A 15,323-nucleotide genomic window follows, 5' to 3' on the forward strand; every position below is an offset into this window, starting at 1 on the left:
TGGCGCGCGAGTCGATCAGCGGTTGCGCCGGACCCGTACCGAACGGGCGGTGACCCAGCCCAGCCCCACCACGGCGAGCAGGGCGAGGACTCCCTCGGGGAGCGTGCCCATCCGGGTCGCGGGCGTGAGCGAGGACCTCAGCGGCACCTTGTCCACGAGCGCGTCCGGGGTGAACAGCTTCGTCTTCTGGACGACGGTCCCGTCCGGACGGATGACGGCGCTGACCCCGCTGGTGACGGGCACGACGACGGACCTGCTGTGCTCGACCGCCCGCACCCTGGACATGGCCAGCTGCTGGTAGGTCATCTCGCTGCGCCCGAAAGCGGCGTTGTTGCTGGGTACGGCGATCATCTGGCCGCCGTGCATGACCGTGTCCCGTACCGCGTCGTCGAACGCGGCCTCGTAACAGGTCACGAGCCCCACGTTCGTACCCGCCAGGCCGAAGACGCCGACCTTTTTTCCGGGTCCGAAGTCGCGCCGTACACGGTCCACGTCCGAGCTGAAGAGACGTGCGAAGGACCGCATCGGAATGTACTCGCCGAACGGCTGGACGTGGCGCTTGTCGTACGTCTCGCCGGGCCCCTTCTTCGGATCCCACTGGATGAGGGTGTTACGCAGCTTGCCGGTGTCGGGCTCGACCACCGCCCCGATCACGGTGGGTACGCCGATGGCCTTCACCGCGTCGTCGATGACGATGCGGGCGTCGGCGTTCCGGTACGGGTCCAGGTCGGAGGAGTTCTCCGGCCACAGGACGAAGTCGGGCTGCGGCACCTTGCCCGCCTTCACGTCCTGGGCGAGTTGCTCCGTGCGGCGCACGTGGTTGTCGAGGACGGCGCGGCGCTGGGAGTTGAAGTCGAGTCCGAGTCGCGGCACGTTGCCCTGGATCGCGGCGACGGTCGCGGTGCCGTCCTCGGGCGAGTCGTCCACGAGCGGCAGGGCGGCGAAGGCGGCGGCGACGGGGACCAGGACGGTCGCGGCCGCCGCGGCGACGGCGGCCCGGGGTACCTCGCCCGTGGTGCGGTAGGTACGGAACCGGCGTACCGCTTCACAGAGCCCGAAGCCGCACAGGACCACCGCGAAGGAGAGCAGCGGTGTGCCGCCCACGGCCGCGAGCGGCAGGAACACGCTGTCCGCCTGGCCGAAGGCGATCTTCCCCCAGGGAAAGCCGCCGAACGGCACCCTGGCCCGGATTCCCTCGTCGAGGGCCCAGACCGCGGCGGCCCACACCGGCCACCAGGCGAGCCGGGAGACGGCGGCGATCCCGATGCAGCCGACCGCGATGAACAGCGCTTCGGCCGTGGCGAGCGCCAGCCACGGGACCGGACCGACCTCCTCGCCCGTCCAGTACAGCAGCGGCAGCATGAAACCGAGCCCGGCGAGGAGGCCGAGGCCGAATCCGGCGCGCAGTCTGCGTTCGTGCAGCACCCAGCCGAGCAGGGCGAAACCGGGCAGAACCAGCCACCACAGGGGTCGCGGCGGGAAGCTCAGGTACAGCAGCACTCCCGCGATCACGGCGGCGGCGGGCCGTACGAGCCGCCGCACCGGCCGTCTCCCCCCTGACGCGGGGGCGGCTGCGGGCTGTTGCGGGTCGTCGACTGACGTGATGGTGGCGCTCACCCGGCGGAGTCTACGGTGGTCGGCTGTGTGCCGGGCAGCCCCTCGGGGGTGACGGGACCCTTCTTGCCGGATCGTTTCGCCGCTTTCCCGCACAGATACGGACCCCTGTCGTTACCGTGTCTGCCAGTCCCCGACGATGGACCGGATCCGGCCATGACGAACGGGACGGTCACAGGTCGGGGGCGCACGTGACGAGTGCACCAGCGGGACAGGACCGGGCGCGGGCACGCGGGAACGCTTCCGACGGGGCCGGGGCCGTGATCCTCGCCGCCTGCGCGATCTGGCGGCGCCGCGCTCACCTCGCTCGCGATGCTGGCCGGCGTCGGCAATGCCCTGAGCTTCACTCCGGTGACCGCAGGGGCGGGTCTCCTCGCAGGGCTCGCGTCGGCCCGGCGGCCCATCGGCTACGGCTCGGCGGGGCCGGACGATGAGGACGGGACGGACGGGACGCGCCGACCGGGCGATGGCCGTCAGGCACCTGGTCCCAACGGTGTTCCCGGGCCCCGGAGGCCACGGACCGAGTCGCGGATCAGGCTCCGGCCGGCGCACCGCTCGTCGACAGGTGCAGGCGTTCGCGGATGAACCGTACGCCCGTCTCCGCGTCGTCGACCGTGATGGTGAACGTCCGGCCGTCACCGAGCCGGAGCACCAGGCCCTCGCCCCTGCGGACCACCACGGCCGTGCCTTGCTCGGGGCGCCAGCGGTAGCCCCAGCCGCCCCACTGGCGCGGGTTGACCTGGGGTACGAACTCCGCGCCCACGACCTGGGTCAGCAGAATGCGGCGGCGCGGGAGGCCCATGTGTCCGCAGCGCACTTCGAGGGCGTCCCCGTCGACCCTGACGGCCACGTTCACGAAGGCGAGGGTGCCGAACAGCATGAGCAGTCCGGCGGCGACGCAGCCGATCACGGCCATCAGCAGCGGGGCGACTCCGGACGTCCAGTTGGAGGTGACGGCCAGCTGGACGCCGAGCGCCAGGCAGGCGGCGCCCACGGCGGCGAGCACCCACTGGGCCCGGTTGGTGGCCCTGCCGATCCATACGGCGGAGTGCGGGTCGGCTCCGGGGCGCCTCGGTTTTCGGGGGTGGTCCCTCATGTCAAGCAGCGTACTCAAGAACCCGCCCGCCGGGCATGGGTCCGGTGGCCCCGCGCCGGGTCAGCGGGCGGTGCTGACGGCCCCCAGCAGCCGCCCCTCGGCGTAGCCCAGAGCGGCTTCCGGCAGCTCGGCGGTGCGGCCGCCGAGGAGCACGGTGAGACTTCCGGCCGGTTCCGCCGACGGAGCGGGTGCCACGCCGATTCGGCGCAGCGCCTGGGCGGCGACGGCGCCGGCGGAACCGTGCAGCACGACGGGCGGCAGACCGGGCTGCCGCACGGCGGCGCGGATCCGTTCGGCGACCAGCTCGTAATGGGTGCAGCCCAGGACCACGGCCCGCACCTCGCGCGGGGTGCGCGCGGCGGCCGCGGCGATGGCCCGGTCGATCGCCGGCTCGTCCGCGTGCTCCACGGCGTCGGCGAGACCCGGGCACGGGACCTCGGTGACGGCGACGGAGCGGGCGAAGTCCCGGATGAGTCCGCGCTGGTACGGGCTGCCGGTGGTGGCGGGCGTGGCCCAGATCGCTACGGGGCCGCCACCCGCGACGGACGGCTTGATGGCGGGAACGGTGCCGATGACCGGCAGCGCGGGTTCCAGCTCGGCACGGAGCGTCGGCAGGGCGTGGACGGAGGCCGTGTTGCAGGCGACGATCAGTGCGTCGGGCCGGTGGTCGGCGGCCGCCCGGGCCACGTCCAGCGCGCGGGCGGTCACGTCCTCGGGGGTACGCGGCCCCCAGGGCATGCTGCCGGGGTCACAGGAGAGCACCAGATCGGCGTCGGGCCTCAGCCCGCGTACCGCGGCGGCGGCCGCGAGCAGGCCGATTCCGGAGTCCATGAGCGCGATCTTCACCCGGTCACCATAGTCGACCGCCCTTGCGGTTCCGTCACGGTGGGGCAGACTGCGGCGGATGAGTGCCATTGCCTGGATCGCCGTGGGTTCGCTGGCCGCATGGGTGTGGCTGCTGCTGGGACAAGGGTTCTTCTGGCGGACCGACCAGCGGCTGCCGCCCCGGGAGGCCCCGGAGCACTGGCCTTCCGTGGCGATCGTCGTGCCCGCACGTGACGAGGCCGACATGCTGCCGGTGAGTCTGCCGTCGCTGATGGCGCAGGACTATCCGGGGGTCGCGGAGATCTTCCTCGTGGACGACGGCAGCGCGGACGGCACCGGGGACGTCGCCCGTGCGCTGTCCGTACGGTACGGGGGCCTGCCGGTGACGGTGGCGTCGCCCGGTGAGCCGGAGCCGGGCTGGACGGGCAAGCTCTGGGCCGTACGGTACGGGATCTCGCTGGCCCGGGCCCGGGAGCCGGAGTATCTGCTGCTGACGGACGCCGATATCGCGCATGAGCCGGACAGTCTGCGGGAGCTGGTCGCCGCTGCCGTGCCGGGCGGGTTCGACCTGGTCTCGCAGATGGCCCGGCTGCGGGTGTCGAGCGTCTGGGAGCGGCTGGTCGTGCCGGCCTTCGTCTACTTCTTCTCGCAGCTCTATCCGTTCCGGTGGGTGAACCGGGCGGGGGCGCGGACGGCCGCGGCGGCGGGCGGATGTGTGCTGCTGCGGACCGCGGCGGCGGAGCGGGCGCGGGTGCCGGAGTCGATCCGGCAGGCGGTGATCGACGACGTCTCGCTGGCGCGGGCGGTGCAGCGCAGCGGCGGGCGGATCTGGCTGGGGCTCGCGGAGCGGGTGGACAGTGTGCGGCCGTATCCGTGCCTGGCGGATCTGTGGCGGATGGTGTCGCGAAGCGCGTACGCCCAGTTGCGGCACAGTGCGCTGCTGCTCCTGGGGACGGTGCTGGGGCTCGCACTGGTCTATCTCGCGCCGCCGCTCACGCTCGTCGCGGGGCTGCTGGGCGGTGCTCCGGTGGCGGCGTGGGCGGGCGGGCTGGCGTGGGCGGTGATGGCCGGAACGTACATACCGATGCTGGGCTACTACCGGCAGTCGCTGTGGCTGGCGCCGCTGCTGCCGTTCACCGCTGTGCTGTATCTGCTGATGACGGTCGATTCGGCTGTGCAGCACCACCGGGGGCGGGGCGCGGCCTGGAAGGGACGTACGTACGCCCGTCCCGAGGCCGCGCCGGACCGGTGAGCGGAGCCGGCGGGGGCCGATGGCAGCGGTGACGGCCGGACCCCCGGGGGGTCATTTACGGCCGGGTGTCCAGTTCATGCCCCACCCGTAGGCGTAGTCGATGGTGCGCTGCGGGCTCACTCCTCGCTCGGGTACGAGGTAGCGGGCCTCGCGCTGCACCGTGAGGTCTCCCCCGTTGTTGGTGAGCAGCGCGAGCGCGCAGACGGTGGACGGGACGGTGCATTCGTCGAGCGAGAAGTCGATCGGGGCGCCGTGCTGGGGCTGGAGGGTGACGGTGGCATGGAGATCGGCGAAACTCCGGGCGCCTTCGTAGATGGTGACGAAGATCAGGACGCGGCGGAGCTTGTCCTTCTGGTCGAGGTTGACGGTGAGGTTCTCGCCGGTGGCCACCGCGCCGGTACGGTCGTCGCCGTCGAGATGGATATAAGGGGGCTGCCGGAGCGCGCCGAACGCGTTCCCAAGTGCCTGTACGACTCCCTTGCGGCCGTCGGTGAGTTCGTAGAGGGCGCAGAGATCAAGGTCGAGGTCCGCGTGGTTGGCGACCGCTCTGCCGAGTTTGCTTCCCCAGCCCTTGAACTGTTTGCGCACTTCCCAGTTGAGGTTGACCCGGAGGGCTCCCGAAGTGCCGCCCTGTTTGGCGAGGGAGACCGATGGCGCCTCCTTGGTGAGAGTCACCTTGGAGAGCCGGACGGGCGGGGCGGCGGGAGGCACGGGAGGGGCCGGAGGTGATGCCGGAGGTGCGGGCGGAAACAGCGGTGCGGGCGGTGACGGATGGTCAACCCGCGTTACCTGGTGGGGCTGTTGAGGTGACGTCGGTTGGTGATACGGCTGGGGCCGCTGTGGTTCATCGACGGAAATACCGAAATCCGTCGCGAGACCTTCGAGGCCGGTGTCGTACCCCTGGCCGACGGCGCGGAATTTCCACGCGCCCTGGCGCCGGTAGAGCTCGCCGAGAATGAACGCGGTCTCGACCGTCGCGTCCGCGCTGTCGAAGCGGGCGATCTCCGAGCCGTCCGCCGCGTCCGCGATCCGTACGTACAGTCCCGCCACCTGCCCGAAGGTGCCCCCGTCCGCGGAGGCGGCGAGGACCACGCGGTCGATGGCCGGCTCGACGCGCGCCAGATCGACGGCGAGGCTGTCCGTCACCGTGTCACCGGCGGTTCGCTTGCCCTCGTGGCGTACCGCGCCGGACGCGTGGGAGGGCTGGTTGTAAAAAACGAAGTCGGTGTCGCCGCGCACCTTTCCCGACACGAGAAGGAGCGCCGAGCCATCCACGTCCGGCGAGCCCGGGGAGGTGCGCCACCCCATTTCGACCCGCACGGCGCGAGCCGTCACCGGAACATTGGCACCTTTTAGCATGGTCATGCTCGCCCCCATCGCGAGTCCGGCTGCCCGAAGGTTTTCTCCGCCAACCTAATCCCCCGCCCGCCACGGAGCACACAGCGGTGCGGTCACCATCCGGCGATCCGCCGGCAGCCCCCCCGGGAACTCGCCCTCCACACGATCCTGACGCCTCCCGGCGCCCTTTCGACCGGGCCCAAAAACCGCTTCCGTTCGCCTCCCTCAGCCGCTCAACCGGCCGCGACGCGGTACTTGCGCACCGACAGCCAGGAGAACAGCGCCAAAATCAGCAGCGACCAGAGTGTGGACGCCTCGACCGGATGCCGCATCGGCCAGGAGTGCCCGCCGTCGGCCCCGGGGTTGCCGAACAGTTTCCGGCAGGCCTGGACGGTCGCGCTGAACGGGTTCCAGTACGCGATCGCCTGCAGCCAGCCTGGCATGGTGTTCACCGGGACGAAGGCGTTGGAGAGGAAGGTGAGCGGGAAGAGCCAGATCAGGCCCGCCGAGGTGGCCGCCTCCGGGCTGCGCACCGACAGGCCGATCAGCGCCCCGATCCAGGAGAAGGCGTAGCCCAGCAGGAGCAGCAGCACGAAGGCGCCCAGCGCCTGGAGCACCCCGTGGTGCACCCGCCAGCCCACCAGCAGCGCCACCATCGCCAGCACCAGCAGGATGAAGGCGGTCTGCACCGCGTCGGCCAAGGTCCGCCCGGCGAGCACCGCTGAGCGCGCCATGGGCAACGAGCGGAAGCGGTCCACCAGGCCCTTGGTCACGTCCTCCGCGATGCCGGCCGAGGCTCCGGCCACTGCGAAGGTGACCGTCTGGGCGAAGATCCCAGCCATCAGGAACTCCCGGTAGCCGCCGCCCGGTACCCTGATCGCGCCGCCCATCACGTACGAGAAGAGCAGCACGAACATCACCGGCTGCATCAGCCCGAAGACCACGATCTCGGGAATCCGGGCCATACGGCGCAGGTTCCGCCGGGCGATCACCCAGGAATCGCGCGCCATCCGGACGACTCCGCCACGCGGGTGCGGAATTGCGTGTTCTGCTGCTCCGGTGGTGTCGGCTGCCATGGTCCTGCGTCCTTTCCGGGGTCGGCCTCCCCGGGTGGGCCGCCGCCCACCCACACCAGGATGGAGCGCACCTTCCGGCACCGCTCGGCAACGGCGAACTCGACCGCGGTGGGCATTTCGGTCCACAACTGCGGTGGGCCTTGCGGCGCCCGGGCCCGATGCGGTCCGAGGTGTCCCCTCCTGCCGAGGACGCGGGAGGCAGGAGGCGGGAATGCCCCGTGTTCGTTCGCCCGGGATGCGGACCGCCCGGGTCTGATGAAACTCTGGGAAAGGGCCCGACCGGCTTCCTGTTTCGGCTCAGCCGCCGGAATCCGCAGGCCGTCTGCAACGCCCGAGGATCACAAGAGCCCCCGGCCGCCCTCCGTCCGGCCGCCCTCCGGCCGGACGGACGTCACCCGATCGGCCCGCACTCCGGCACGCACGCTCACACTCCCGCACAGGACCAGCACCGTTCGCGCATTCTCTGCTTGATCGAGGTGGTACCCGTGGATCTCAGGATGTCGGTCGAAGACCGGGAAGAGTTCCTTGCCGGCCTCCACGTGGGAATCCTGGGGGTGGACGATCCACGCCACGGCGGTGGGCCGTTGCTGGTTCCGCTCTGGTACTCCTACCGGCCCGGTGAGCTGGTAGCGATCCAGACCGGGCGGAAGACGCTGAAAGCGCGCCTCATCCGCGACGCCGGGCGATTCAGCCTCTGCGTGCAGGACGAGTCGGCCCCGTACCGCTATGTGAGCGTGGAGGGGCCGGTGGTGGGCGTCGAGGATCCGCTGCCCCCGGCCGAGCACGAGGCGCTGGCCCACCGGTACCTGGACACGGACACCGCGTCGGCGTACCTGGCGGCCAATCACGAGCAGCTGGCCGACAACATCCTCATCCGCATGCGACCCCAGACATGGAGGACAGCCGACTTCTCCGCCTTTGCCGCGGAGTTCGAGACGTAGTCCTTCGGGCAGCAGGTGGTTCACGTGCACCAGAGACGGGATATCCCGATGGTCACTGACCCGATGACGCTTCCGGCGGCGGCAGGGAACACGGGGACGGTGGTGTATCCGCGCGATCACTGTCTGCATGAGCTGTTCGACGCCCAGGCGGGGCTCCGCCCGCGGGCGACCGCCTCCGTACAGCACGACCGCAGCATCAGCTACGGCGAGCTCAAGGCCCGCTCCGACGCGCTGGCCGCCCGGCTGCTCGATTCCGGGGTGCGCAACGGCGACGGGGTCGGTGTATGCGGGGGCCGGTCTCTGGAAGCGCTGGTCGCCTTTCTGGGCATCCTCAAGACCGGTGCGGCGTACGTCCCGCTCGACGACGCCTCACCGCCCGGGCGGCTGCAGGCGATGGCCGAGGACGCCGGGGTGCACACCGTGGTGACGCTGCCCGGCAGTGTCTGCCGCATCCGGCGGGTGCGTACCCGCATCAACCTGGGTGGGTCGGCGCCGACTGCGCCGGTCGCGGTCCCGCAGGCCGGGGTACACCCCGGGGACTGCGCCTATGTGATGTTCACCTCCGGCTCGACAGGCCGTCCCAAACCTGTGGCGATTCCGCACTGCGGCGTGATCCGGTTGGCCGCCTCCGACCTGGTGTGGCAGCGGCCGCGGCCCGGTGAGCGGGTGCTGCACGCGTACGGCCTCTCCTCGGACGCCTCCACGATCGAGATCTGGCCCTCGCTGCTCGCCGGTGCCTGCGTGGTGATCGCTGATCAGGAGGAGCTGCTGTCACCGGCCGCTCTGGAGTCCCGGCTGCTGTCCGAGCGGGTCAGTATCGCCTATCTGACCACGGGGGTGTTCCACCACATCGGGCGCACCAGACCGTCGGCACTGCGGTCCCTGCGGTTCGCCTCGGCCGGCGGCGAGGCGATGGATCCGGAGCTGGCCCGCGCGATACTGGTGGCCTGCCCGGACACCACCGTGGTCAACTTCTACGGTCCGACCGAGAACAGCGTGGTCTCCACCGCACACCTGGTGCACGATCTGCCTCCCGGGGCGACGGCGGTGCCGATCGGCCACCCACTGGAGAACTCCACCTGTTACGTGGTGCGCGCGGACGGCACGCTCGCGGACGTCGGTGAGGAAGGTGAACTCCTCGTCGGCGGAGACGGGCTCGCACTGGGGTACCTCGGCGACCCCGAGCTGACCGCCGAGCGCTTCGTCGACAACCTCTTCGAGCCCGGTACGCGGCTCTACCGCACCGGTGACCGGGTGGTCCGGCGCACGGACGGCGTACTGGAGTACCGGGCGCGGGTGGACCGGCAGATCAAGCTGCGCGGGCACCGCATCGAGCCGGACGAGATAGAGGCCCGGCTGCGGGCGAATGACGCAGTCGGCGAGGCCGTCGTCGAACTGGTGGGCGACAGCATGATCGGGTACGTGACACCGGCCCACCCCGGTCAGGCGCTGCCGGTGGACCGCATCCGCGGCGGTCTCGCGGCGTGGCTGCCCGCAGCCGCGGTGCCCGCGCGGCTGGTGGAGGTCGGACAGTTCCCGGTGACCGCGGGAGGCAAGGTCGACCGTCGCCGGCTGCGCAGGCTGGCGGCCACGAAGGCGGCCACCACCGCGGCACCGGAGGGGCGCCCGGGGCTCGGTCCGCAGGACTCACTGGCACAGGTGTGGCAGGTGGTGCTGGGTGTGCACCCGGCACCCGGTGACAGCTTCTTCGACATCGGCGGCGACTCCCTGCTGGCAGCCGAGGTCGTCACCCGCACGCTGGCCTCCTTCGACCTCGACGCCCGGCACGGCCGCACTCTGATCCACAGTCTGCTGCGCTCCCCCACCCTGGAGGACTTCACCGCCGCCGTCATCACCCTCACCGCTGTCAAGGACCAGCAGGCCGAAGGTGCTGCCGACGCCGGCACTGTGGATTTCCGTGCCGAGGCGCGGTTGGGCTTCGTCCTGCCGCAGCGGCGCGGACCGGAGCCGGACTGGCAGCACCCCCGGGAGGTGCTGCTGACCGGCGCTTCCGGCTTCGTCGGCGCCTTCCTGCTGGATCGGCTGCTGCGTCGTACGGGCGCCCGCGTGCACTGCCCGGTGCGCAGCCGCGACTGTGCGCACGCCCGGCAGAAGGTGATGCGGAACCTGGCCCGCTTCGGCCTCGCCACCGCGGAAGCTGCCGACCGCATCGTGTGCTTCCCCGCAGAACTCGGCGAGCCCGGCCTCGGCCTGGAACCAGGCCGCGCCGAGGAGCTCGCCGACGCCCTCGACCTGGTGATCCACTCGGCCGCGCAGGTCAACTTCCTCTACCCGTACGAGGCGATGCGCCGCGCCAACGTGGAGGGCACCAGGCAACTCATCCGGCTGGCAGCCGGGCGGGCCGTGCCCGTGCACTTCCTTTCCACCATCGCGGTGCTGGCCGGCTTCGGCATCGCCGGCGTACGGCACGTGGACGAGGACCTGCCGCTCGATCACGCCGACCAGCTCACGATGGGCTACGCCGAGAGCAAGTGGGTGGCCGAAGAGGTGCTGCGCGACGCCGCGGACCAGGGTCTGCCGGTGGCGGTCTACCGGCCGTACGAGATCACCGGTGACCGGCACACCGGCGCATGCAACACCGACACCGCGATCTGCTCGCTGTTCAAGACGATTACCGAGACCGGGCTGGCCCCCGACATCCCGCTGCCGCTGGACTTCGTCCCGGTGGACTTCCTCACCGACGCGGTGATGCACATCGCCACCGCGCACCGCACCACCCGCCGGACCTACCACATGACCAACCCCCGCCCGGCGAGCTTGCGCGACATGCTCGACCGGATGGACGCGGGCGGCCATCGGATCGACCGGCTCCCCTACGAGGAGTGGGTGGGCGAACTCGTCCGCCATGTGGCGCAGCACCCCACGAGCCCCACCGCCCCGTTCGTCTCCCTCTGCGTGGACCGCTGCAAGCAGGCGGACATGTCCGTCAAGGAGATGTACTTCGAGGGCACGTTCCCGACCGTGGGGCGTGCCAATGTCGAGCGTGACCTGGCCGCCACGGGCCTGCGCTGCCCGCCTGTCGACACGGAACTCCTGGACCGCTACCTGGAGTACTTCTACGCCACCGGCTACATCGAGCGCCCGTAGTCGGCGCAACCTCGGAAGAGGAGCGAGCATGACCCCACAGCCACCCAGCGCCCCCGGTCCCGAGGCGGATGTCCTGGACTTCCCGCTCCCACCGCCGGGCACCATGGGGCCCCCTGAGAAGTGCGCGCAGCTGCGCGCAAGCTGCCCCATGGCCAGGGTCAGGCTGCCGATGGACGCGACCGCCTGGTACGCCACCCGGCACGAGGACGTCCGGGAGCTGCTCGCGGACCCCCGGCTGATCAGGCCGACCATCAATGACTGGCCTTCCCGCCCCGGGCAGACCGCCGACGACGGGCCGCGCCTGGTCACGATCGCGGAAGTGGACGGCCCCCGGCACGCGGCCCTGCGCCGGGCCCTGGCCGAGCCGTTCAGCTCCCGGGCCGTGCGGGGCCACCTGCCGCGCATCCGGCAGTCGGCCGACCGGCTGCTGGAAGCGTTCCAGAAAGGCGGCAGACCCGGCGATCTGGTCGCCGGGTTCACCGCCCCCTTCCCCCTGCTCGTGCTGTGCGACCTGGTGGGCATCCCCTACGAGGACCGGGACTGGTTCCTTCCGGTGCTGGATGCGGCCCTCAGCGGGATGGTGACCGTGCAGGAGGGGCGCCGGGTCACCGACCTGCTGGACGAGTACGTGGCCGGACTGATCGCCCAGAAGCGAAACCGGCCCGGCGACGACGTCCTGACCCAACTGGTCCGCGACTGCGACGACGGAGCGCTGACCCATGACGAGGTGATGGCCTTCGGGCTGTCCATGCTGACCGTCGGCTTCGGCATCAGCAGCTTCTTCCTGGCCAACTCGGTGCACACCCTGCTGGACCGGCCGGAGCAGTGGGTCCGCCTGCGCGACAACCGGGAGTTGATGCCCGGCGCGGTGGAGGAGTTCCTGCGCTTCATGCCGGTGATGAACGGCACCCTGATCCTCCTGGCCACCGAGGACATCGGACTGCACGGGCAGACGATCCGCAAGGGCGACGCCGTCATCCCCGTGCCGGCCTCCGCCAACCGCGACGAGCGGGTCTTCGCCGACGCCGACCGGCTCGACCTGCGCCGGACCGGAAACAGCCATCTCGCCTTCGGCCGGGGGACCCACAACTGCCTCGGCACCCACCTGGCACGCGCCGAACTGACCGTGGGACTGCAGGCGTTGCTCGACCGCTTCCCCCGGCTGCACCCGGCCGAAGGACAGGAACCCCGTTGGGACGACGAATCCGTGACCAAGTCACCGCTGTCCCTCCCGGTCAACTGGTGAACCCGGCCACCCCGCACCCGACCAGGGGAGCACCGATCGTGAGCAGCACACCGCCAGAACCCGTCATCGACACGTCCACCATCGACATGCCCCTCCCGCCACCGGGCACCATGGGGCCGCCCACGCAGTACGGGTGGCTGCGCCGGGAGTGCCCGCTGGCCGAGGTCCGGCTGCCGATCGGCGCCACCGCCTGGTACGCCACCCGGTACGAGGACGTCCGGGACCTGGTCGCGGACCCCCGGCTGATCAGGCCGACCATCAACGACTGGCCGCCCCGGCCCGACCGGGCCGTCGACGACAAACCGGGCCTGATCACGATGATGGAACTGGAGGGGCCCCGGCACGCCGCCCTGCGCCGGGCCCTGGCCGAGCCGTTCAGCGTCCGCTCCATCCGGCGCCGGCTGCCGCACCTGAGGCAGTCGGCCGACCGGCTGCTGGAGGAGTTCGTCGGCGGTGGGCAACCCGGCGACCTGGTCGCCGGGTTCCTGGAGCCCTTTCCACTCCTGGCCATGTGCGATCTGGTGGGCATCCCCTACGAGGACCGCGCGTACTTCCTGCCCAGGGCGGATGCCGCCCTCGGGGCCATGGTCACCCTGGACGAGGGCCGCGAGGTCACCGCCCAACTGCGCGGCTACATCTCCTCGCTGCTCGACCACAAGCGACGAAAGCCCGCCGACGACATCCTCACCGGGCTGGTCCACGAGTGCGGGCACGAGGCCCTGGACGGGGAGAGCGTGGTGGACTTCGGGCTCTCCATGCTGGTCGCCGGCTACCGGACGAGCACCATGTTCCTGGCCGACGCCGTGGTGGCCCTGCTGACCGTGCCAGGTCAGTACGCCCGGCTGCGCGACGACCGCGGCCTCATGCCCGGCGCGGTGGATGAACTTCTGCGCTACATACCGGTCATGAACGGTGTCGTGGTCCTCCAGGCCGTCGAGGACTTGGAGTTGCACGACCAGAGGATCCACGCGGGCGACGCCGTGCTGCCCGTCCTCGCCGCGGCCAACCGCGACGAGCGGGTGTTCACTGACGCCGAACGGCTCGACCTGTGCCGCACGGACAACCCTCACCTCACCTTCGGCCGAGGAGCGCACAACTGCATCGGCGCACACCTGGCGCGGGCCCAGATGACCGTGTGCCTGGAGGCACTCCTCGACCGCTTCCCGGCCCTGCACGTGCCGCATGGACAGCCCCCCACCTGGGACGACGAATCCCCCAGCAAGTCACCCCTCACCCTCCCCGTCGGCTGGTGAGCAGCTCCTCGCCGAAGTCGTCCCCTGCCCGTCCGACGGATCGCGGTGGCGGTAATCTCCCTGGTCGAACGCTGCCCCTGTCACCGCCCTGCCGAGGCCATCGGCTTCACGGGCAGCGGCCTCATCCTTCCCGACGTCGGCTCTGCCCGGCCGCAGGACCTCCAGTACCTGTCCTTCGTACTGCCGTGCGTGATCGTTGTCTTGGAGGAGGCGGGTGGTGCTGTCGGTGTCAGGAGCGGCGGACCTCTTCGTATGAAACCGCGGCCTGCTCACTGGGCCGGTGGAGGCGATCGCGTCGGCGCGGGTGGCACTGACGTCTGTGGGCCGCAGAGCGTGCGCGGCGAAATGAGACGCGAGCGTCATCGAAGATCACGACTGGGCGCCGTGTAGATCATTTAGGGTGAGGCATCGTCGTAGCGTCCCCGGTTCAACTTTCACATGATAAAGCCCAGTTCGAGTGTGCGGGCGGTCCGCGTGGCCGTTCGTTCGCAGGGCGGGGGACTCTGCGCTCCGTCTCCCGAAAGGAAGCACATGCCTCAGCACGTCCGGTTCGACCTCCCCTTCAACACTCCCGTCAGCCCGCATCTGGAGTACGCCCGCGACCGCCATCTGCTCTGGGTGCGGGAGAGGGGGCTGGTGCGCAGCCAGGCCGGCTTCGAGGAGTACCAGTCCTGGGACCTCTCAGAGGCCGCGGCCCGCACCTACCCGCACGCCTCGGCGGACGACCTGGTTGTTCTGATGAATTGGTTCTCCCTGGCCTTTCTTTTCGACGACCAGTTCGATGCCGGCCGGGCGGACCGGGCGGACCGGATAGCGGAGGTGGCGCGGGAGCTGATCGCCACGCCACTGCGCCCGGCGGGCACCGCGCCACGGGTGGTCTGCCCCATCACCCTGGCCTGGGTGGAGGTCTGGGAATATCTGTCGAATGGGATGTCCCTGACATGGCAGGCACGGTTCGCCGCCTCCTGGGGGCGGTTCCTGGTGGCGCACTGTGAGGAGGTGGACCTCGCAGCCCGTGGGATGGCCGCGACGCTCGGACTGGACGCGTATGCCGACTTCCGGCGCCGCACCGTCGGCATCCATCACAGCATCGACGCGGGCGAGCGCAGCCGCGGCTTCGAAGTGCCGGCTGCGGCGATGGCTCATCCGCTGATGGAACGGATGCGGGATCTGGCCGCGGACACCATTGGGTTCATGAACGACATCCACTCCTTCGAGCGCGAGCGGCGTCGCGGGGACGGCCACAACCTCATCGCCGTCCTGCGCCGGGAGCGGGACTGCTCGTGGCAGGAGGCCGCTGACGAGGCGTACCGCATGACGACCGGCTGCCTCGACGAGTACCTCGGCCTTGAGGCCCGCGTCCCGCAGATGTGCGACGAACTGGGCCTCGACGCGGATGAGCGGGCCCGGGTGGGGATGGGCGTGGAAGGCGTCCGCCACTGGATCAACGGCAACTACGAATGGGCACTGACCACCGGCCGGTACGCCGCGGACAAGGACGGCCCGGTGGCCACCGCCGAGCTGGCCGGGCGGGGATCGGTGGACGACCTTCTGACCATGTGAGGCGAGCGCAC

Annotated in this window: 11 protein-coding genes; 6 read left to right on the forward strand and 5 right to left on the reverse strand. The window is 70.9% G+C overall.

Going from position 1 to position 15,323, the window contains the following annotated elements; genetic code table 11:
* Positions 1–15: 15 nt before the first annotated feature.
* From lnt to OG306_RS03805, 3 genes are all read right to left on the reverse strand, one after another.
* Positions 16–1,617, reverse strand: a complete 1,602-nt coding sequence (lnt, locus tag OG306_RS03795) for an apolipoprotein N-acyltransferase (protein ID WP_266744622.1) — start codon at positions 1,615–1,617, stop codon at positions 16–18.
* A 529-nt stretch (positions 1,618–2,146) separates the two neighbouring features.
* On the reverse strand, positions 2,147–2,710 hold the full coding sequence (locus tag OG306_RS03800; protein WP_266744623.1) for a hypothetical protein: 564 nt from the start codon (positions 2,708–2,710) through the stop codon (positions 2,147–2,149).
* Between the two features lie 60 nt (positions 2,711–2,770).
* Positions 2,771–3,556, reverse strand: a complete 786-nt coding sequence (locus tag OG306_RS03805; protein WP_266744624.1) for a glutamate racemase — start codon at positions 3,554–3,556, stop codon at positions 2,771–2,773.
* Positions 3,557–3,614: 58 nt separating this feature from the next.
* Between OG306_RS03805 and OG306_RS03810 the strand changes: the two genes are divergently transcribed.
* Positions 3,615–4,787 carry a glycosyltransferase gene (locus tag OG306_RS03810; RefSeq protein ID WP_266744625.1) on the forward strand — a complete coding sequence of 391 codons (1,173 nt, stop codon included), beginning with the start codon at positions 3,615–3,617 and terminating at the stop codon, positions 4,785–4,787.
* A 51-nt stretch (positions 4,788–4,838) separates the two neighbouring features.
* Here the strand turns inward: OG306_RS03810 and OG306_RS03815 are convergent, their stop codons facing one another.
* Entirely contained in the window at positions 4,839–6,164 is a 1,326-nt protein-coding gene (locus tag OG306_RS03815) for a TerD family protein (protein WP_266907370.1), read from the reverse strand.
* 194 nt (positions 6,165–6,358) lie between these two features.
* Positions 6,359–7,201: an ABC transporter permease gene (locus OG306_RS03820; RefSeq protein WP_371665125.1), complete on the reverse strand. Its 843-nt coding sequence runs from the start codon at positions 7,199–7,201 to the stop codon at positions 6,359–6,361.
* 485 nt (positions 7,202–7,686) lie between these two features.
* Between OG306_RS03820 and OG306_RS03825 the strand changes: the two genes are divergently transcribed.
* The 5 genes from OG306_RS03825 (at position 7,687) to OG306_RS03845 (ending at position 15,312) form a co-directional block, all read left to right on the forward strand.
* Positions 7,687–8,142, forward strand: coding sequence for a pyridoxamine 5'-phosphate oxidase family protein (locus tag OG306_RS03825; protein WP_266744629.1), 456 nt, complete (start codon positions 7,687–7,689; stop codon positions 8,140–8,142).
* A gap of 48 nt (positions 8,143–8,190) precedes the next feature.
* Positions 8,191–11,250 carry an amino acid adenylation domain-containing protein gene (locus OG306_RS03830; protein ID WP_266744630.1) on the forward strand — a complete coding sequence of 1,020 codons (3,060 nt, stop codon included), beginning with the start codon at positions 8,191–8,193 and terminating at the stop codon, positions 11,248–11,250.
* A gap of 28 nt (positions 11,251–11,278) precedes the next feature.
* Positions 11,279–12,496 (forward strand): cytochrome P450, encoded by a 1,218-nt coding sequence (locus OG306_RS03835; RefSeq protein WP_266744631.1) that lies wholly within the window; start codon positions 11,279–11,281, stop codon positions 12,494–12,496.
* Between the two features lie 38 nt (positions 12,497–12,534).
* On the forward strand, positions 12,535–13,749 hold the full coding sequence (locus tag OG306_RS03840; RefSeq protein WP_327259489.1) for a cytochrome P450: 1,215 nt from the start codon (positions 12,535–12,537) through the stop codon (positions 13,747–13,749).
* A 531-nt stretch (positions 13,750–14,280) separates the two neighbouring features.
* On the forward strand, positions 14,281–15,312 hold the full coding sequence (locus tag OG306_RS03845) for a 7-epi-alpha-eudesmol synthase (protein WP_266744633.1): 1,032 nt from the start codon (positions 14,281–14,283) through the stop codon (positions 15,310–15,312).
* The last annotated feature ends 11 nt before the right edge of the window (positions 15,313–15,323 follow it).

The organism is Streptomyces sp. NBC_01241 (genome assembly GCF_041435435.1).
In the GTDB taxonomy this organism is placed as follows: Bacteria; Actinomycetota; Actinomycetes; order Streptomycetales; family Streptomycetaceae; genus Streptomyces.

Bases quoted from the DNA above. Each gene is read 5' to 3' on its own strand.
- OG306_RS03800 (WP_266744623.1), bottom strand. From the start codon at position 2,710: ATGAGGGACCACCCCCGAAAACCGAGGCGCCCCGGAGCCGACCCGCAC.
- OG306_RS03820 (WP_371665125.1), bottom strand. From the start codon at position 7,201: ATGGCAGCCGACACCACCGGAGCAGCAGAACACGCAATTCCGCACCCG.
- OG306_RS03810 (WP_266744625.1), top strand. From the start codon at position 3,615: ATGAGTGCCATTGCCTGGATCGCCGTGGGTTCGCTGGCCGCATGGGTG.
- OG306_RS03835 (WP_266744631.1), top strand. From the start codon at position 11,279: ATGACCCCACAGCCACCCAGCGCCCCCGGTCCCGAGGCGGATGTCCTG.
- OG306_RS03815 (WP_266907370.1), bottom strand. From the start codon at position 6,164: ATGGGGGCGAGCATGACCATGCTAAAAGGTGCCAATGTTCCGGTGACG.
- OG306_RS03830 (WP_266744630.1), top strand. From the start codon at position 8,191: ATGGTCACTGACCCGATGACGCTTCCGGCGGCGGCAGGGAACACGGGG.
- OG306_RS03845 (WP_266744633.1), top strand. From the start codon at position 14,281: ATGCCTCAGCACGTCCGGTTCGACCTCCCCTTCAACACTCCCGTCAGC.